The following is a 17,745-nucleotide window of genomic DNA, read 5'->3' as shown; positions in this document are numbered from 1 at the left end:
TTACCCCTTCGTCGGCACGAATTCTACCCACGCACGTCGGCACCCCCGCGTGCCGCGTGGTTTCGCGCTACACCCGTGACTGCGCTGTGGGAATTCTGTCGGCGCACGGCCTGTCACCGTGTTCGCTCTTGCTTGTATTTCTACTGCATACGAACGTCCAACGGGGCCGTTACCTTCCCGCGTAGCGTTGCGAGCATGGCCACTGCACCGCACGGCGAACAGTCCGCGCCGCTCGACGAAGGTGATCTCGAGGCGCGATCCGGGACCGTCGTCTGGACCGACCGTTTCCTCGACTACGCGTGGACGCCGGAGCATCCCATGAAACCGGCGCGCCTGCAGTTCACCATGGCCTTGGCGGAAAGTCTCGGATTACTCGACGGTGTCGAGCGATTGGTGCCCGAGCGGGCCGAAGTGTCCGATTTGCTGCGCATCCACACCGCGGACTACATCGAAGCCGTCGAACACGCCACACCGCCCGCGGGTGCGCCGCTCGCACCTCCGTATGGCCTCGGCTCACCGGACAATCCGGTATTCCCGCGGATGCATCAGGCGGCCTCGGTGATCGTCGGCGGCACATTGACCGCCGCGCGCGAGATCGCCCACGGGCGGACCCGGCGCGCGGTGAGCATCGGCGGCGGCATGCACCACGCGATGCCGGATTCGGCGGCGGGATTCTGTATCTACAACGATGCGGCCGTGGCCATCTCCTGGCTGCTGGACAACGGATTCGACCGGATCGCCTACCTTGATGTCGACGTGCATCACGGCGACGGTGTGCAGCGCGCCTTTTACGGCGACCCCCGGGTACTGACGATCTCGATTCATCAGCATCCGGCCACCCTGTGGCCCAATACCGGTTGGCCGGAGGAGACCGGCCACGGTGCTGCCGAGGGCACCGCGATCAATCTGGCGGTCCTGCCGGGCACCCGAGATCCCCAGTGGCTGCGCGGCTTTCACGCGATCGTGCCCGGTGCGCTCGCGGCCTTCCGTCCGCAGATCGTGGTGAGCCAATGCGGTGTCGACACTCATCGCGAGGACCCGCTGGCCGATATGGAACTGACCGTCGACGGGCAACGCGCCGCCTTCATCGCCATGCGCGATCTGGCCGACGAATACGCCGAAGGCCGTTGGCTCGCCGTCGGTGGCGGTGGCTACGGCCTGGTGCGGGTGGTGCCGCGCGCCTGGACGCATCTGCTGGCGACTGCGCTGGACCGCACCATCGCACCGGAAACCGCGGTGCCGCAGGACTGGATCGATATGATCCGATCCGCGGCGCCGACCGTCGATCCGCCGCGCACCATGGGTGACGGTGGTAACACCGCCTACCACCCATGGGATGGTCCCGGCGGCACCGGGGAAACTGGGGACGCGCGCACCGACCGTGCGCAACGCGCAATCGATATGGCCGTATTGGCCACGCGCCGAGCCACCTTCGGGTTGCTCGGCCTGGATCCGGAGGACCCCCGTGACTGAGAACCCACCCGTCCCGGACTCCCCGAGCACGCCCGCGGTGCCGCCACCGCCGCCGCAGCACTGGTTCGCCGATGTACTGGCCTCCGACGGCGGCGTGGTGCGACTGTGCCCGATCACGCCCGATGATGCCGAGCGGCTGCAGGAATTCCACGCGGCGCTGTCGGATCGTTCCCGATATCTGCGCTACTTCGGTCCGTACCCGCGCATTTCGCCCAAGGATCTGTACCGCTCCACCCACGTCGACCACCACGACCGGGTCGGACTGCTGCTGGTCCTCGGTGAGGCGATCATCGCGGTCGGCCGCTATGAACTGCTGACCGACCGCATCGGACCACGCGCCGCCGAAGTCGCATTCGTGGTGGCAGACGAACACCAGGGACGCGGACTCGGATCGATTCTGCTCGAACATCTGGCGGGCGCGGCCGCGGAGAACAAGATCGAGACGTTCGTCGCGGAGGTGCTCGCGGAGAACACTGTGATGGTCACCGTATTCCGTGACGCGGGCTACCAGGTGGAGCGCGCCAGGGACGGTTCGGTGCTGCATCTGGAATTCGCCATCGATCCCACCGAAGCTCTGCTCTCGGTGCGGGATTCGCGTGAGCGCGCCTCGGAGGCGCGCAGTGTCGGCAATCTGCTCGCGCCGCGTTCGGTCGCGGTGATCGGCGCCACCATGGGCCCGGCCCGGGTCGGTGGAGTGATCCTGGCCAATTTGCTGTCCGGAATGTTCCAGGGGCCGGTTTTCCCGGTCAATCCGAATCGGCGATCGGTGCGCGGGGTACGGGCGTACCCGACGGTGCGCGATATTCCCGATGAGGTGGATCTCGCGGTGGTCGCCGTGCCACCCGAGGCGATCAGTTCGGTTCTGGACGACTGTATGGCCAAGGGCGTCAAGGGATTGGTGGTGCTCACCGCGGGCTTCGCGGAAACCGGCGAAGATGGTGTGGTCGCCGAACACGAGCTGGTAGCCGCGGTGCGCGGGCACGGGATGCGGGTGGTCGGGCCGAGTGCGCTCGGCATCGCCAATACCGATGCCTCGGTTTCCTTGAACGCGACCCTGGCCTCGGTGCTGCCCGGGCGCGGGCGCATCGGATTCTTCTGTCAGTCCGGTCCATTGGGTGCGGCCATCCTCGGTGAAGCTGCCGCACGCAATCTGGGGTTGTCGACCTTCGTTTCGGCGGGCAATCGCGCCGATGTGTCCGGCAACGACCTGCTGCAGTACTGGGACACCGACTCCGCCACCGATGTGATCCTGCTGTATCTGGAGAGCTTCGGTAATCCGCGCAAATTCTCCCGGATCGCGCGTCGGGTCGCGCGGAGTAAACCGATCGTCGCGGTGAGCAGTGGACGTTTGGCAGCGCGGTCCCAGCCGACCGGGGATATGGATCGATCCATCGTGCGCGACCTGTTCGTGCAGTCGGGAATCGTTCAGGTCGACTCTATTTCGGAACTGTTCGACTGTGCGGCGCTGCTGGGTTATCAGCCGCTGCCCGCGGGTCCGCGGGTCGCTGTGATCGGCAATAGTGCGGCGTTGAACTGGTTGGCCGTCGATGCCGCGCGCGGTGAGGGGCTCGAGGTTCGACGTCCCGCCACGGTGCCGTACGACGGCGTTCGACGCCCGCGCCCGACCGAGCGTGTGGTGGACGAGCAGTCGATCGGCGATCCAGTGAGCCTGGGACCGGACGCGACGCCGGGTGCCTACTTGGATGCGGTGGTCGCCGCGTTGCGCTCGGACGAGATCGATTCGGTGATCGTGGTTTTCGCGCCGCCGGTGCCGCTGCGGATGGCCGGATTCGCCGATGCCATTCGCGAGGCCGCGGCGGCCGTACCCGATGCGGCGAAACCTATTCTCACCACTTTCGTCGCCGAGCAGGGGATTCCGAACCTGCTGGCCATGCGTGGTCCGGCCGGTACAGCGGTGCGCGGCTCGATACCGTCCTATCCGGATCCGGAGCGCGCCGCACGGGCGCTGGCCAGGGCACATCGGTACGCGCAGTGGCGCACGAAACCGGTGTCGACGGTAGTGCGTCCGGCCGGTATCGACGCGGAACAGGCCAAGCGGCTGGTCGCGGGCTGGATGGCCGAATCCGACGGGCGTTGGCTCACCGACCTGGAAGCCGTCGATCTATTGGACTGCTACGGGATTCACGTCGTCGAATTCCGCGAGGTCCGCAGCGCCGACGAGGCGGTGGCGGCGGCCGAGGAACTCGGCTATCCGGTCGCGGCCAAGGCGACCGGCGAAATGTGGCGGCGCCGACCGGATCTCAGCGGGGTTCGTTTGGACCTGTGGCGCCCGGAGGCCGTTCGCCAAGCCTATGCGCATCTGGTGGAACTGTGCGGTGATCCGGCCGTGCACATCCAGAAGATGGCCTCCCCCGGTGTTGGCTGTGTGCTGCGGGTGCAGGACGACCCGTCCTTCGGTTCGGTCATCGAATTCGGCCTCTCCGGCATGATCATCGAACTCCTCGGCGACCGCGCCTACCGCGCCCTCCCACTCACGGCCGACGAAGCGAGCGCCCTCATCGACGCCCCTCGCGCCGCCCCTCTCCTCTCCGGCACCCCCGCCAGCCCCCGCGTCGACAAACCCGCCCTTGTCGAACTCGTCCAACGCGTCTCGGCCCTCTTCGACGACCTCCCCGAAATGCGAGAACTGTCCTTCGACCCCGTCCTCGCCTCCGCCAACGCCGCCGCGATCCTCTACGCCCGAGCCCGCTTCGGCCGCCAACCCAGCCGCTTCGACTCCGGCCCCCGCCGCCTCGGCTGAGCCCCGCTGCCCCGGACCGTGCGAGCCCGCCGCCACCCAATTCGCCGATCTGCTGTTCTCGCACGCATCGAAATCCCACGTCAGCGGTGCGAATCGCCGCCGGGCGTTGGCCGGTTCGATCGGGGCGCGCAGTGCACCCGCACCCGCGGCGGCGCCGGGGAGTATCGGGCGCTCGTCGACCACCGCGGAGTTGCGCGGGCTGCTGGTGCTGTCCGGTCAACGCGGCGGCGGCCTGCTGCACTCGCGAGCGTAGGGGTCTCGCGTTGGCTGGTGCGAAGCGCCGTCGGGTAGCGCATATACCGATTCGCTCGGTGGTTAGCGGTGCAGAGGACCGTGGCTGCGGCCGAGGAATCTGTGGGGTTGCGGTTGCGGTCGGATCGGTCAGCGCGGAGGCCCGGAGCAGGTAGTTCGCATCGCCGCTGCGTAGCGCACGGACCCAGTTCGATCGGTGGTGAGTATGCAGGGACTGTGGCCTGTGCGCGGGAGCACGCGTAGTAACCGCGGGATACATCAGCGGTGCGGTGGGGCGGTGGAGCTGCGTACGACGAGGGACGGGGGGAGGAGAACGGAGCGGTGGGTTCGGGTGGGTTCGGCGATGGATTCCAGGAGCATGCGCGCGCCTTCGCGGCCGATGTCGCGGTGCGGGATGGCGATGGTGGTCAGCGGGGGACTGAGCTTGTCGAGATAGGGCATGCCGTTGAAGCCGGTCACGCTGATGTCGGTGGGGCAGCTGATGTTTCGTTCGGCGAAGACGTCGTAGCAGCCGAGGGCGATGAGGTCGTTTCCGGCGACAATCGCGGTGAAATCGTCGGCGGAGTTCAGTGCGGTGTGCAGCGCTCGGGCTCCGGCGTCTTCGGTCCACCTGTCGCACACCATGATTCGATCGGAGTCGTCAAGACCGTGTTCGTGAGCGGCGGTCCGGAAGGCACGCAGACGCTCGACACCGGTGGAGGTGGTTTGTGGGCCTGCGAGGTGCAGGATCCGGCGGTGGCCCAGTTCGACGAGATGCTTGACGGCGAGCCCGATGCCAGCCGCGTCATCGGCGGCGACAGATCCGACAGCGAGACCCTGGGTGCGGCAATTGACCAGCACCATCGGCACGCGCTGCTCATGCAACTGCTGCAGCAGTGGATGTTCCAGCAGTGCGGTGGCGATTATCAAACCCTCGGCCTGGCGCGAGCGCAGCGAGGTGATCTGCGCCTGCTCGCGATCGGGCCGGTGGTCGGTGTCGACGATGAGGCTGCTGTACCCGGCGGCGGCCAGTACATCCTCGATGCCGCGCACGATCGACGGAAACAACGGGTTGGTGAGATCGGGGATGACCAGCCCGATCGTCCCTGACTTTCCGGTCTTCAAACCCCTGGCAATCGGATTCGGCCGATAACCGAGCGTTTCCGCCGCCCGCAACACCCGCCGCGCGGTCTCCGGATTCACCAAGGCGCGGGCATTGGGATTCAAAGCGCGCGACGCCGTTGCCGTGTGCACACCAGCCGCGTTGGCCACATCCCGGAGCGTGGGTCCCTGCATCGCAGAAATACTAAGCGGCCGCCGCACCACCCCACCTCCCGTCATCCCTACTCCAAGCGCCGGATTCAGATCCGGGAGCAGCCTGCCCGCCATGGCGTGCAGATATCAGCAGCGCGGCAGGCGTCCCTCCGTTGTCCTCCGATAACGACTACAGCCACCATCTGGCGCGGTTCGGGCGTTCAGCTGAGTCGAATTGTTTACGCCGGCGGCGGGTGATCAGTGGCGACGGGTATCGGATATCGGCGCAAGCGCGATAGACGGCAGCGTGCGGTGGACAGGCGGCGGCGCGCGATAACGATGGGCCGCGGCGTCCGATAGGCGGTGCGCCCGATAGGCGGTGCGCCCGATAGGCGGTGCGCCCGATAGGCGATGCGCCCGATAGGCGATGCGCCCGATGGGCGGCAGGCGGGATGGATGGCAGGCGGGATGGGCGGCAACTCGATGTGCCTGCCGCTCGCGCCGGCCACCGCACGACCTGTCCAGGCCAGCGTCGGAATCGGCCGAGTGCAGGAGGATTTGGCGATTCGGTTCGATCTGCAGGCCGAGAACTCCGCACTCGCACTGAAACCGGAGAACGTCACGGTCAACGACGAACTCGGCGGGGATTGAATGAGGTTCGCCGACCGGCTCGCGCGAACCCGGAGGGGGCGGGACGCGCGGTCACCGGCCGGCGTTCGAGGTGACCGCCCGGGTCACCAAGCCGGACGCCGGAGCGGCCTCGGAGGGGTCCGGCGTCATGGGCACGTGCCGGGATCACCGGCACGGGTTATTGCGAAATCAGCTGGCGTAGGCGCGCAGGCGGTCGGCCCGCTCACCCTTGCGCAGCTTCGACATGACCTCACGCTCTATCTGACGAACACGCTCGCGGGAGAGTCCGAAGAGCTTGCCGATCTGATCGAGGGTGCGCGGCTGGCCGTCATCCAGGCCGAAGCGCAGCCGGATGACCTGCTGCTCGCGCTCGTCCAGGGTGGCGAGCACGCTGCGCACATCGTGGTGCAGGAGCCCGGCGATCACGGCGGATTCGGCCGAGGTGGCCTCGGAGTCCTCGATGAAATCGCCCAGCGGTGCCTCTTCGTCATTGCCGACCGGCATATCCAGGCTTACCGGGTCGCGGCTGTGGTCGAGCAGATCGGAGATCTTGTCGACCGGAATGCCGGACTCCTTGGCGAGTTCGGCATCGGTGGCCTCGCGACCGAGCTGCTGATGCAGTTCGCGCTTGATCCTGGCCAGCTTGTTGACCTGCTCGACCAGATGCACGGGCAGGCGGATGGTGCGGCTCTGATCGGCCATACCGCGCGTGATGGCCTGTCGAATCCACCAGGTGGCATAGGTGGAGAACTTGAATCCCTTGGAGTAGTCGAACTTCTCCATTGCCCTGATCAGGCCGAGGTTGCCCTCCTGGATCAGGTCCAGCAGCGGCATACCGCGGCCGGTGTAGCGCTTGGCGAGGGAGACCACGAGCCGGAGGTTGGCTTCGAGTAGATGCGAGCGTGCCGACTGGCCTTCGCGAACGATGATGGCCAGATCGCGCTTGCGGGTGGCCGACAATCGCTTGCCGGTCTCCAGCAGATGCTGCGCATAGAGGCCCGCCTCGATGCGCTTGGCCAGCTCGACCTCATCGGCTGCCGTGAGCAGTGCGGTACGGCCGATCCCGTTCAGGTACACGCGTACCAGGTCGGCTGCAGGGCTCTGGGCGTCGAGGTCCGAATCGCTGGTGCGCACACGAGTGGTGGCGGGGCTTGTCATGACTTGCCTCCTGTCGGTGGTGTCTCACTCCGAACAACGGACCCGACAAGTAGAAAGTTCCCCGCTATAGCTCCGATAAACCGCTCTGAACTGCGGTTTCCATCACTTGCGTCTGAGAAGTTCCTGAGAACCCCACCCTGTCGGAACCACCCGTGCGCGAAGCGTCCGGCGGGACGGGAATGGTTGCCGCTTCGTTACACGGGCCGCACCAAACCGTGGCGAACCAACCCGGCCACCACGGATAATGCGTCCGCCGTGAACTCCTCGGTGACTTCGCCCGATCCGTGGGCGAGCGCGAGCAGTTCTATCAGCTGTTGTAACGGCAAACCGTCGGCGCGCATTCCCGCGACGAGTGCGATGGTGGACTCGTCCACCTCGTGCTGCCAGCGCGGACCGTCGTCGCGGTGCAGCCGCGCGACCTGTTGCTCCCAACCGAATTCGCCGTGCAGATAGACCCGTTCCAGTGCGGTCGCGGGATCGACCACGAAACGTGTTGACCAGGCGAGGTTTTCCTCGGCGGCGGCACGGCGCAACCAGGCCGAGCGCTCGAAATACGCAGTGGCTTCGGCGCCGAGCGGATCGTCGAAGCCGTGCGTCAGATCCTCGGCAAGCAGTTCGGTCGGACCATCGATGGCATGCAGATAGACGAAGCCGAAGCCGATGCCCTCGACATCCGCGGCGGTGAAGGCGTCCAGCCACTGTTCGGCGCGGGCCTGTGCGGCCGGGTCGCGCGGATCCAAACCCGCGTCGCGTAGCCATGTTCCGACATAGAGGGCCGGATCGGCGATATCGCGTTGGACCACCCAGGCATCGACGCCGTGCGGCGGCAGCCAGGACGAGACGCGCTGGCGCCAGTCCTCGCCGTCCAGATGCACCCACGCGGCCAGCATCGCGGCGGTGCCACCGGCGGCGAGCACACTAGGAACCTGCGAGATCACCAATTCGCTTGCGCCGTCGAGTGCTAGGCCGGAGTCGCGGTAGGTGTGCTCTATGCGTGCCGGCCCGACGACGAACGGCGGATTGGCCACCACCTGGTCGAAGCGCCGACCGGCCACCGGCTCGAACCAGGAACCAGGTAGAAGTTCGATATCGAGTCCGTTGAGTGCGGCCGTCGCCTCGGCCAACCACAGGGCACGCGGGTTCACGTCGGTCGCGGTCACCCGGTCCGCATACGCGGCGGCGTGGACGGCCTGAACGCCGCAGCCGGTGCCCAGGTCGAGGACCGAACCGACGCGGCGGGTAGGAGTGGCGCGCAGCAGCGAGAGGGAGGCGTGGCCGACGCCGAGCACATGATCCTCGGTCAGGGTGCGCCGCAACATCGAGTCGTCGAGGTCGGACAGAATCCAGCGAGTGCCTTCGCCCGCATCGAGCGGACGCAGGTCGAGGGCCGCGCGCACATCATCGCCGTCGCACGCGAGCAGGCCAGCGGCCACCGCGCGGTCGATACCCACCGGTGCCAGAGCGGCCGCGACCTCGCGTTCGGGCAGTGCGTCACCGAGCAGCAACAGGCGGATCAGTGTGCCGAGCGTGCCAGCCTGGCGAGCGGCCCGTCGCACCGGTACCGGTTCGGAGCGGCCCAGTGCGGCGTGCACGTCGGGGCCGAGCACTTCCAGCAGGGTGTCGGCGGTGTAACCGACGCGGGTCAGCGCGGCCCGCAGATCTGGACACAGCGCGGTGAGCAGCGATCCGGTGGTCGTCTGGTTGGTAGGCACACCGGTACTCTGCCACCGCGACACGCCAGCAACCGAAACGTGCTCGTCGTGTCACATGGACAGCGCGCGACCTCAGACGCCGTTCGGATCGCGGCCGGTAATGCAATAGGGCGCGTCGGCCGGATCGGACATGACGATCCAGTGCTCGTGCCGCTCGACCAGCGTCGCGCCGAGGGACTCGTGCCACGCTGCGGTGGCGTCGATATCCGCGGAGGCAAGGTCGATGTGTGCGCTGGCGGGCCGGTCCTCGCCGAGGCGCTGCAGCAGAAGCTGGATGGGCATCGGCTCCTTCGCGCGTAGCCGGGTGAATTCGGGCAGGCGGCCCTGCGTCAGGTCCCAGTTGGTGAGGGTGGTCCAGAACCGGGTTTCGGCGGCGTAGTCGGTCGGGCCGATATCGAGGCAGACCTGATCGAGGCGAGTGAGCGGGCCGTCCGGAGCACGCACGGCCGGAGCGGGGGTGCCCTTCGCGCGGCCGCTGGGAGTGAAGCAGAAGATCTGACCGCCCGGCGAGCGCAGCACGGCGTAGCTCTTGTGGTTGGCGACCAGTTCCGCGTCGAGATCGAGTGCGATGCGGACCGCGGCGGTGACATCCTCGACGTCGAGATCCAGGTGTACCCGGCCGAGTCCGGTCACCGCCTGCATCTTGACCCCCGCATCGGCGAAGAGTGCGGGATCCGGTAGGAGCGTTAGGAATTCGTCGTTCTCACCGCGTCGCGGCGAGAGTTCGGTGTCGGTGATCGTCGACCAGAATGTCGCGCATTCGTCGAAACGTTGCGTCGGGCGGTCGAGGAAGGCCCAGACCCACCGAATCATGCTTTCTCCTGTTTCCTGGCGGGAGTTCCCGCGCCGCCACCAGCGTGCAGTTGTCGCATCTTCCGGCGATTCGGAGCCGCCCGCGCCGTGTTGACGCGGATGTGTCGCACTTCACTGATGCTGAGAGAGTTCCCGTCTCTTACCCCCGCCACAGAGTAAGTGTTCGCCCGCGATGCTGTCGAGCCGGTTTCGGATGGGGCCGAAACTGGCACGATCTTGGCGGTTTATGGCATTCCGGCCACTCGTTCGATGAGCGAAATTCCGGCACGCTCAGCGGGTGACTGAACTGCAGACGCCTCCGGTACCTGTCGATTCCGTGCCGAGGCGGCTGCATCCCGCCTGGATCGTCGCCGGTGTGGGATTTATCGCGCTGTTGGGCGCGGCGGCGTTCCGGTCGGTGCCGGGTGTGCTGCTGGATCCGCTGCACGAGGAGTTCGGCTGGTCGCACGGCACCATCGGGGCCGCGGTCTCGCTGAATCTGCTGTTGTACGGGCTGATTTCGCCGTTCGCCGCGGCACTGATGGACCGATTCGGTATCCGCCGGGTGGTGGCGTGCGCCCTGGTACTCGTCGCGGCGGGTAGCGGGCTCACCGTATTCATGACCCAGCCTTGGCATTTGGTGGCGACCTGGGGCCTGTTGGTCGGGGTCGGGGTCGGATCGATGTCCATGCCGTTCGTGGCGACGATCACCGGCCGTTGGTTCGTGCGCCAGCGCGGACTGGTGACCGGCGTACTCACCGCGGCGGGTGCGACCGGGCAGTTGATCTTCCTGCCGCTGGTATCCGCGGTGGCACATGCGCACGGTTGGCGGGTGCCCTCGCTGATCGTCGCGGGAGTCGCGCTCGCCGTGGTGCCGCTGGTCCTGCTGTTCATCCGTGACTTCCCCAGTGATGCAGGCGTTTCGGCGTATGGTGCCGAACCCGGCAGCACCGTGGGACTGCGCGTGCAGGCGACCGACGGTGCGACCCGCGCGCTGACGGTCCTGGCCACGATCGCACGCAGTCCCGGATTCTGGCTGCTCGCGGGCGGATTCGCGATCTGCGGCGCATCGACCAACGGCCTGGTCGGCACCCACTTCGTCAGCGCCGCACACGATCACGGCATGCCACCCACGACCGCCGCGGGTCTGCTGGCACTGGTCGGCATCTTCGATGTGGCGGGCACCATCTTCTCCGGCTGGCTCACCGACCGCGCCGATCCCCGCTACCTGCTGGTCGGCTACTACACACTGCGCGGGCTGTCGCTGCTGATCCTGCCGTCGCTGTTCGCGCCGGACACCCAGCCGAGCATGTGGGTATTCATCGTCTTCTACGGCCTGGACTGGATCGCCACCGTCCCGCCGACGGTCATGCTCTGCCGTGAACTCTTCGGCGCGAACGGCCCCGTCGCCTTCGGCTGGGTCTTCGCCTCACATCAGATCGGCTCCGCCGTAGCTGCCACCGGCGCCGGCATCATCCGCGACGTCCACGGCTCCTACAACCTCGCCTGGTACATCGCCGGCGCCCTCTGCGCCGCCGCAGCCCTCATGTCCGCAGGCATCCGCCGCCACCCCTGAACGCCGCCACCCCTGAACTCAGCCCTGAGAATGCGCTGACGTCTGCATGCACCAGCGCATGATGATTGATCGCTCGTCCAGCTGAGTATCGGCGGGTCGGTGCCCGTGTGGTGGCATTTCTCGTGCTTGTTTCCCTTGCCAGGCCTTCGGCTCGTGGCTCGCCTTCCCCCATCGGCCGCCGGAACCTCGCCCCGAGACCGCCCTCAGGAATCGATGGCCCGGTGCGGCCGCGATTCGATCGCAGTACGCGGCCGGTCCCACCGACTCGGTTCGTCCTTGCGGCGCGGCGGCCGGTCATTCGCGATCAGGACCGCGATCCAAGGCAACGGAATCGAGGCGGCGATGATCAGGATCGACAGCAGCGCATTGCTGAAGGCGCTGTAGGCGATCGCTGCCAAGATCAGGCAGGGAATGCGGAACGCCATGATGATGGTGTAGCGGCGGACCCTGGTTCGGTGCTGATCCTCGAGTGACGGCGCGGCCTCGGTGATCAGCACAGGGTGCTTCTCGTCATTGCCGGGGAAGTAGCCGCTGGACTTGTGAGGTGGCGTCGGCTTTGTCACGTCCGGGCGATCACCGCTGCCGATGTCGTCGGCGTCGGGGGTGTCGCCGTACTGCTGCATACCCTGAGTCTTCCACTGTCGATGGCACACCGCACATGGCCTGGTCAGCTGGATGAACACCGACCGTCATCAGCCGAGCCCGCGAGTATGCGGCATCATGGAATCCGTGAGTACCGACACTCTGGTTCGCCCGGATACGACCACCGACGAGACGACGGGCGACGACACCCCGAAGTTCTTCCACTACGTGAAGAAGGACAAGATCGCCGAGAGCGCCGTCATGGGCACCCATGTGGTTGCCCTCTGCGGTGAGGTCTTCCCGGTCACGCGCTCGGCGAAGCCCGGCTCGCCGGTCTGCCCGGAGTGCAAGAAGGTCTACGACGGCTTGCGCAAGGGCGACTGAGCCGACGCCGGTGATGGATCGCCGGGCGCGCTGAGTCGTGCCCGGTCGGCATCGGCGCCGTTGTCGTCTGTCCGCTCGATCGGCCCCTGAGCCTCCGGTGGGTTCGGGGGCTTCGCTGTGCCCGGATCATCCTGGTCGGTGTCGGTGTCGGTGTCGGTGTCGTCCCCGCCCAACTGATTGGACAACCATTCCTTCACCTGGTCGATGCGGGTGCTGCGGGCGGGCCAGAATTCTTGCACCGCAGCATTGAATTCGGCGCCGAGGATGACCGCGAAGCCGAGGAAGAACGTGAACAGCAGGAACGCGATCGGCGTCGCGAGCGCGCCGTAGCTGACGCCGGTCCTGGTGACCCAGGCCAGATAGCGGCGCAGCCCCTCGCTGGCGGCCATGAAGAACACGCCCGCGACCAGCGCCCCGCCGAACAAGCGATGCCACGGCAGCGATTTGTGTAGCGCCAGCTTGTACAGGGTGGTGAGCCCGATGATCAGCAATAGGCCGACGCCCGGGTAGTAGAACGAGTCGATCAACCGCAGCCCGGGTTCGCGCCACGAATCCGGCAGCACCCGACCGATCAAAGTCGGCCCCAGCGCGATCAGCGGCAGTAGGAACACCGCGACCACCAGGAACAGCACATACAGCAGCAAGGCGAACAGGCGCTGCCACACCGGATGCCGGGCATCCTGCTGCCCGTGCGCCTCGACGATCGAATCCACGAAGGTCGACATAGCCGAGGATCCGGCCCACAGCGACATGACGAAACCCACCGAGACGAAGGCGGCGCGTCCACGACTGAGCACATCGCTGACGGTCGGTTCGATCAGGTCGCTCACCACACTGGTGCTGAACAGATCCCGGCTGAACGCGATGATCTTCTGCTGGACGATCTGCACGGTGTCGGGTCCGAACCATTCACCGACGTAACCGAGGCTGCCCAGGACCCCGAGCAGCAGCGGTGCCAGCGACATCGTCTGCCAGAACGCCGCGGCCGCGGATTTGGCGAAAATCGAATCGTTCCACGACTTCACCGCCACCCGCACGAGGAGTTTGCCACCCTGTCGCGCAACCCGCGTTGCGACGTCGCGGACATAGGTCGCCGCGGTGGGTTCCGTGCCGCCTCCGCCGCTGTGGATCGGCTGGTCGCCGGTCCCCTGGGTGTTGCGCGGTAGCGCACTTTCGTCGGTCATGATGCTTAACAGCATCGCGCATCCGGGCATATTGTTCCGGTTTGCCATGGCATCGAGTCGATGGGAACCAGGTGAACACAGCGTGGCGCACGGTTCGGCGTGTGATGCCCGTCGCCCACACCGCGTCGGTTTGGCGACACGCCATGGGGGGCAGCTAGGGTCGTCTTCGTGACTGTGTCGGGTGGCGCCGCTGTGGCGGGAGAAGCGGAAACACCGGGCGATTCGCAAAAATCGAGCGCCGCGGGTTCCACAGGTGGTTCGCTCCGAGCCTGGCAGCGCCGGGCCCTGATGAAGTACTTGTCCACCAAGCCCAGGGACTTCCTCGCGGTGGCGACGCCGGGCGCGGGTAAGACCACCTTCGCACTGCGGGTCGCGGCCGAACTGCTGGCCGACCGCACCGTCGACCAGGTCACCGTGGTCGCCCCGACCGAACACCTCAAACATCAGTGGGCCCAATCCGCGGCCCGCGTGGGCATTCAGCTGGATTCGCGCTTCTCCAACGCGACCGGTGCGACCTCCGGCGACTATCACGGCGTCGTGGTCACCTACGCGCAGATCGCCTCGCATCCCGCGCGGCACCGCGTCCGTACCGAAAGACGCAGAACGCTGGTGATTCTCGACGAGATCCACCATGCGGGCGATGCGAAGTCCTGGGGTGAGGCGACCGCCGAGGCTTTCGGTGATGCCACCCGCCGACTCGCGCTGACCGGTACCCCGTTCCGCAGCGATGACAGCCAGATCCCGTTCGTCACCTACGAACCCGATGAGGCCGGTTTCCCGCGCTCTCGCGCCGACCACACCTACGGCTACGCGGCGGCATTGGCCGACGGCGTGGTCCGGCCCGTGGTCTTCCTGGCGTATTCCGGCGAGGCGCACTGGCGCGATAGTGCGGGCGAGGAGTATTCGGCCCGCCTCGGTGAGCCGCTGAGCGCCGAACACACCGCCCGTGCCTGGCGCACCGCATTGGATCCGGCCGGCGACTGGATGTCGAAGGTGCTGGTCGCCGCGGACACTCGGCTGCGGCAGTTGCGCGCGACCGGCATGCCCGATGCCGGTGGGCTGGTGATCGCCACCGATCAAGAGCGGGCCCGCGATTACGCCGAACTGCTGGAACACATCTCGGGCGAGCGGCCCGCGGTGGTGCTGTCGGATGATCCGTCCTCCTCGAACCGGATCGCCGAATTCAGCAAGAACACCCAGCCTTGGATGGTCGCGGTGCGCATGGTGTCGGAGGGCGTCGACGTGCCGCGTCTCGCGGTCGGCGTCTACGCGACCAGTGCCTCGACACCGCTGTACTTCGCCCAGGCCATCGGCCGGTTCGTGCGTGCGCGCAGGCCCGGTGAGACCGCGAGTGTGTTCCTGCCGTCGGTGCCGGTGCTGCTCGATCTGGCCGCGCAGCTGGAGCTGCAGCGCGATCACGTCATCGGCAAGCCGCACCGCGAGCAGAACGGCCTCGAAGACGAACTGCTGATCGATGCGAACAAACAGAAGGACGAGCCGGGCGAGGACGAGAAGCCCTTCGTCGCACTCGCCGCCGACGCCGAACTCGACCAGGTGATCTACGACGGATCCTCCTTCGGCACAGCCACTTTCGCGGGCAGCGCCGAGGAGGCGGACTACCTCGGGATTCCCGGACTATTGGATGCGGAGCAGATGCGGGCGCTGCTGCGTGAACGTCAGTCGAAGCAGCTCGCTGAACGCGGTTCGACGGCGACGCCCGACCCTGGTCCGCAGGTCGCCTCGGCCGCCGAGCGGGTGGCGACCGCGGATAAGCTCGGTGAGCTGCGTCGCGAGCTCAACAGCCTGGTCGCCATGCATCACCATCGCACCGGCAAGCCGCACGGTGTGATCCACGGTGAGTTGCGCCGCGAGTGCGGTGGTCCGCCAACGGCATTGGCCACCGCGGACCAACTCGGTGAGCGCATCGCAGCCCTGCGCGGGAAGTGATCGCGGCGCCGTCGAGTACGGCACAATGGCTTCGGTGACCGCGCAAGTGCGATCGCTGCGGCCAACAGCGCTACGCGGTCGGGTAGCGATAGATATCAGCGCGCGATGGCCGATGCGGGCCACGCCGCCATGGCGCAGTCGATGGATTGGGTGAGTTCGGCGTGTGATGCCCCGTCGCGGGCTCGGATCGACAGTCCGTACAGCACCGTGGTGTAGAAGCTGGCGAGGGCCGCGGTATCGGTTTCCGGCGGTATATCACCTTCCGCGACACCGCGCTCGAGGCGTTCGCGGATGTCTTCGGTTGTCTGGCGGCGCTTTTCGACCAGGAAGTCGCGGATGGTTTCGCTGCGGGTGGTATAGGTGGAACCCGCCAGCACGACCATGCAGCCGTGCGGTTTGTCCTCGTGGACGTAGGCCATGGCGTTGTCGCGCAGCATGGCTTCGATGCTCGCACGGGCTGTGGGTTCCTCGCGCATGGCGCGTGCGGTGTAGCCGCCTTCGGTCTCGCCGTACAGCTCCACAGCCGCGCGGAATAGTTCTTCCTTCCCGCCGAAGGCGGCATAAAGGCTCGGTGAGTTGATGCCCATCGCCGCGGTGAGATCGCTCATCGACGAGCCCTCGTAGCCGTGCTCCCAGAACACCTCCATGGCGCGACGTAGCGCGACGTCGCGATCGAACGCGCGTGGGCGTCCCCGTTCGGCCATGGCCCGATCCTTTCTGTGTCGATCGTTAAATATACCCCTTGACGGCATCGCCGCCCATGCGCTTAGCTATTTATGTACTGATCGACACAGAATTAGGAGGAGTTGCGATGTCGGATCTGACGGGCAAGGTGGCACTGGTGACCGGGGGCAGTCGGGGGATCGGAGCGGCTATCGTCCGGCACCTGGCCGCCGCGGGCGCGGATGTGGCGCTGACCTACCAGCACAACGAGTTGCAGGCGAAATCGGTGGTAGCCGAGGCGGAAGCGTTGGGGCGGCGCGCGATCGCCATCCAGGCGGACAGCGCCGACGCGGGCGCGGTCGTCGCGGCGGTGCATCGGGCCGCGGTCGAACTCGGCAGGCTTGATGTGCTGGTCAATAACGCGGGTATCTTCCCGGCCAAGCCGTTCGAGGAATTCACCGTCGAGGAGATCGACCGCGCGCTGAATATCCACGCGCGGGCGGCATTCGTCGGTGCGCAGGCAGCGGTCGAACATATGACCGAGGGCGGGCGGATCATCAGCATCGGCAGCAACCTGTCCGAGCGCGCCGCATTCGGCGGACTCGCGCTGTACAACCTGAGTAAATCCGCACTCAACGGATTCACGAAAGCCCTTGCGCGCGAACTCGGCCCGCGCAGCATCACGGTCAACCTGGTGCAGCCCGGCTCCACCGACACGGATATGAACCCCGCCGACGGCGACCACGCCCCGCACCAAATCGACCTGACCGCCCTCGGTCGCTTCGGCACCACCGACGACATCGCCGCCACCGTAACCTTCCTCGCCGGCCCCTCCGGCCGCAGCATCACCGGCGCGACCTTCACCGTCGATGGCGGCACCAACGCCTGATTCCGTCGCGATTACCCGGCGAAGTAGCGGCCGGGAGAGACGCCGACGGTGCGGCGAAAGGCGGCGACGTAGGCGCTGGGGGTGGCGTAGCCGACCCGGCCCGCGATGCGGGCGACCGGCAGGCCCTCGGCGAGCAGGGGGAGCGAGGCGGCCAGGCGGATCTGGGTTCGCCACTGGCCGAAGCAGATCCCGGTTTCGGTGAGGAACAGTCGGGCCAGGGTGCGGGGGCTGGTGGCGGCGTAGGCGGCGAATTCGGCGAGGGTGCGGGGGTCGGCGGGGTTTCGGGTCAGGGCGTCGGCGACCTGTCCGGCTCGGCCATCCACCGGTCGGCGGGCGCCGACGGGAATCACCTCGACCGGCTCGAGAAGGTCGAAGACGACTGCCTCCGCGCGTTCGCGTCGTGCGGACGCTATGTCATCGGTGAGATTGCGGGTCGGCGCCGCGGACCCTTCGGCATGAGTGCCCTCGGGCGGGCGGGCGCTGAGCGGAGTTTCGTCGACGCGCTCGAA

The 17,745-nt window shown here is 67.1% G+C and carries 15 protein-coding genes; 7 read left to right on the top strand and 8 right to left on the bottom strand.

The genetic code is table 11. The features are described 5' to 3' along the window. Positions 1-195: 195 nt before the first annotated feature. Together ACIBJI_RS07255 and ACIBJI_RS07250 are read left to right on the top strand one after the other, a co-directional pair. Positions 196-1,473 carry an acetoin utilization protein AcuC gene (locus tag ACIBJI_RS07255; RefSeq protein WP_397083358.1) on the top strand — a complete coding sequence of 426 codons (1,278 nt, stop codon included), beginning with the start codon at positions 196-198 and terminating at the stop codon, positions 1,471-1,473. Beyond that, complete coding sequence (locus ACIBJI_RS07250) at positions 1,466-4,234, top strand: GNAT family N-acetyltransferase (RefSeq protein ID WP_364351950.1); 2,769 nt, start codon at positions 1,466-1,468, stop codon at positions 4,232-4,234. The genes ACIBJI_RS07255 and ACIBJI_RS07250 overlap by 8 nt, the downstream gene beginning before the upstream one ends. A gap of 510 nt (positions 4,235-4,744) precedes the next feature. Here the strand turns inward: ACIBJI_RS07250 and ACIBJI_RS07245 are convergent. Further along, on the bottom strand, positions 4,745-5,761 hold the full coding sequence (locus ACIBJI_RS07245; RefSeq protein WP_364351953.1) for a LacI family DNA-binding transcriptional regulator: 1,017 nt from the start codon (positions 5,759-5,761) through the stop codon (positions 4,745-4,747). A 414-nt stretch (positions 5,762-6,175) separates the two neighbouring features. On the opposite strand from ACIBJI_RS07245, the gene ACIBJI_RS07240 reads away from it, so the two are divergent. Further along, complete coding sequence (locus ACIBJI_RS07240; protein ID WP_364351956.1) at positions 6,176-6,370, top strand: hypothetical protein; 195 nt, start codon at positions 6,176-6,178, stop codon at positions 6,368-6,370. A 168-nt stretch (positions 6,371-6,538) separates the two neighbouring features. Here the strand turns inward: ACIBJI_RS07240 and ACIBJI_RS07235 are convergent, their stop codons facing one another. The 3 genes from ACIBJI_RS07235 to ACIBJI_RS07225 form a co-directional block, all read right to left on the bottom strand. Then, positions 6,539-7,507, bottom strand: a complete 969-nt coding sequence (locus ACIBJI_RS07235) for a sigma-70 family RNA polymerase sigma factor (RefSeq protein WP_364351959.1) — start codon at positions 7,505-7,507, stop codon at positions 6,539-6,541. Positions 7,508-7,701: 194 nt separating this feature from the next. Next, positions 7,702-9,219: a methyltransferase gene (locus ACIBJI_RS07230; RefSeq protein ID WP_397083355.1), complete on the bottom strand. Its 1,518-nt coding sequence runs from the start codon at positions 9,217-9,219 to the stop codon at positions 7,702-7,704. 72 nt (positions 9,220-9,291) lie between these two features. Next, the gene (locus tag ACIBJI_RS07225; protein ID WP_397083353.1) at positions 9,292-10,032 is read right to left on the bottom strand and encodes a VOC family protein; all 741 of its coding nucleotides are present in this window, start codon (positions 10,030-10,032) and stop codon (positions 9,292-9,294) included. Positions 10,033-10,309: 277 nt separating this feature from the next. Here ACIBJI_RS07225 and ACIBJI_RS07220 point away from each other — a divergent pair, with 277 nt between their 5' ends. Next, on the top strand, positions 10,310-11,587 hold the full coding sequence (locus ACIBJI_RS07220; RefSeq protein ID WP_397083351.1) for an MFS transporter: 1,278 nt from the start codon (positions 10,310-10,312) through the stop codon (positions 11,585-11,587). Between the two features lie 203 nt (positions 11,588-11,790). Here the strand turns inward: ACIBJI_RS07220 and ACIBJI_RS07215 are convergent, their stop codons facing one another. Further along, positions 11,791-12,210: a DUF3099 domain-containing protein gene (locus tag ACIBJI_RS07215; RefSeq protein ID WP_364339837.1), complete on the bottom strand. Its 420-nt coding sequence runs from the start codon at positions 12,208-12,210 to the stop codon at positions 11,791-11,793. Positions 12,211-12,316: 106 nt separating this feature from the next. On the opposite strand from ACIBJI_RS07215, the gene ACIBJI_RS07210 reads away from it, so the two are divergent. After that, the gene (locus ACIBJI_RS07210) at positions 12,317-12,553 is read left to right on the top strand and encodes a DUF3039 domain-containing protein (protein WP_327100152.1); all 237 of its coding nucleotides are present in this window, start codon (positions 12,317-12,319) and stop codon (positions 12,551-12,553) included. On the opposite strand, the gene ACIBJI_RS07205 is transcribed toward ACIBJI_RS07210, so the two are convergent. Continuing rightward, a complete protein-coding gene (locus ACIBJI_RS07205) occupies positions 12,526-13,737 on the bottom strand; it encodes a YihY/virulence factor BrkB family protein (RefSeq protein WP_397083349.1) in 1,212 nt (403 codons plus the stop codon). The two genes, ACIBJI_RS07210 and ACIBJI_RS07205, sit on opposite strands and share 28 nt — an antisense overlap. Before the next feature lie 288 nt (positions 13,738-14,025). Between ACIBJI_RS07205 and ACIBJI_RS07200 the strand changes: the two genes are divergently transcribed. Beyond that, positions 14,026-15,684 (top strand): DEAD/DEAH box helicase, encoded by a 1,659-nt coding sequence (locus tag ACIBJI_RS07200; protein WP_364340690.1) that lies wholly within the window; start codon positions 14,026-14,028, stop codon positions 15,682-15,684. A 95-nt stretch (positions 15,685-15,779) separates the two neighbouring features. Here the strand turns inward: ACIBJI_RS07200 and ACIBJI_RS07195 are convergent, their stop codons facing one another. Beyond that, the gene (locus tag ACIBJI_RS07195; RefSeq protein WP_364339842.1) at positions 15,780-16,388 is read right to left on the bottom strand and encodes a TetR/AcrR family transcriptional regulator; all 609 of its coding nucleotides are present in this window, start codon (positions 16,386-16,388) and stop codon (positions 15,780-15,782) included. Between the two features lie 107 nt (positions 16,389-16,495). On the opposite strand from ACIBJI_RS07195, the gene ACIBJI_RS07190 reads away from it, so the two are divergent. Then, positions 16,496-17,236 carry an SDR family oxidoreductase gene (locus ACIBJI_RS07190; protein ID WP_364339844.1) on the top strand — a complete coding sequence of 247 codons (741 nt, stop codon included), beginning with the start codon at positions 16,496-16,498 and terminating at the stop codon, positions 17,234-17,236. An 11-nt stretch (positions 17,237-17,247) separates the two neighbouring features. Here the strand turns inward: ACIBJI_RS07190 and ACIBJI_RS07185 are convergent. Then, a partial coding sequence (locus ACIBJI_RS07185) for a helix-turn-helix transcriptional regulator (protein WP_397083346.1) occupies positions 17,248-17,745 on the bottom strand: 498 nt, incomplete at its 5' end.

The organism is Nocardia sp. NPDC050408 (assembly GCF_044458905.1).
Lineage (GTDB): Bacteria > Actinomycetota > Actinomycetes > Mycobacteriales > Mycobacteriaceae > Nocardia.
This window is presented reverse-complemented; position numbering and strand designations above follow the sequence as displayed.

Excerpts from the sequence above, each read along its gene's own strand:
- ACIBJI_RS07255 (WP_397083358.1), top strand. The coding sequence starts at position 196 with ATGGCCACTGCACCGCACGGCGAACAGTCCGCGCCGCTCGACGAAGGT.
- ACIBJI_RS07205 (WP_397083349.1), bottom strand. The coding sequence starts at position 13,737 with ATGACCGACGAAAGTGCGCTACCGCGCAACACCCAGGGGACCGGCGAC.
- ACIBJI_RS07190 (WP_364339844.1), top strand. The coding sequence starts at position 16,496 with ATGTCGGATCTGACGGGCAAGGTGGCACTGGTGACCGGGGGCAGTCGG.
- ACIBJI_RS07195 (WP_364339842.1), bottom strand. The coding sequence starts at position 16,388 with ATGGCCGAACGGGGACGCCCACGCGCGTTCGATCGCGACGTCGCGCTA.
- ACIBJI_RS07240 (WP_364351956.1), top strand. The coding sequence starts at position 6,176 with ATGGCAGGCGGGATGGGCGGCAACTCGATGTGCCTGCCGCTCGCGCCG.
- ACIBJI_RS07200 (WP_364340690.1), top strand. The coding sequence starts at position 14,026 with ATGAAGTACTTGTCCACCAAGCCCAGGGACTTCCTCGCGGTGGCGACG.
- ACIBJI_RS07225 (WP_397083353.1), bottom strand. The coding sequence starts at position 10,032 with ATGATTCGGTGGGTCTGGGCCTTCCTCGACCGCCCGACGCAACGTTTC.
- ACIBJI_RS07215 (WP_364339837.1), bottom strand. The coding sequence starts at position 12,210 with ATGCAGCAGTACGGCGACACCCCCGACGCCGACGACATCGGCAGCGGT.
- ACIBJI_RS07245 (WP_364351953.1), bottom strand. The coding sequence starts at position 5,761 with ATGCAGGGACCCACGCTCCGGGATGTGGCCAACGCGGCTGGTGTGCAC.
- ACIBJI_RS07235 (WP_364351959.1), bottom strand. The coding sequence starts at position 7,507 with ATGACAAGCCCCGCCACCACTCGTGTGCGCACCAGCGATTCGGACCTC.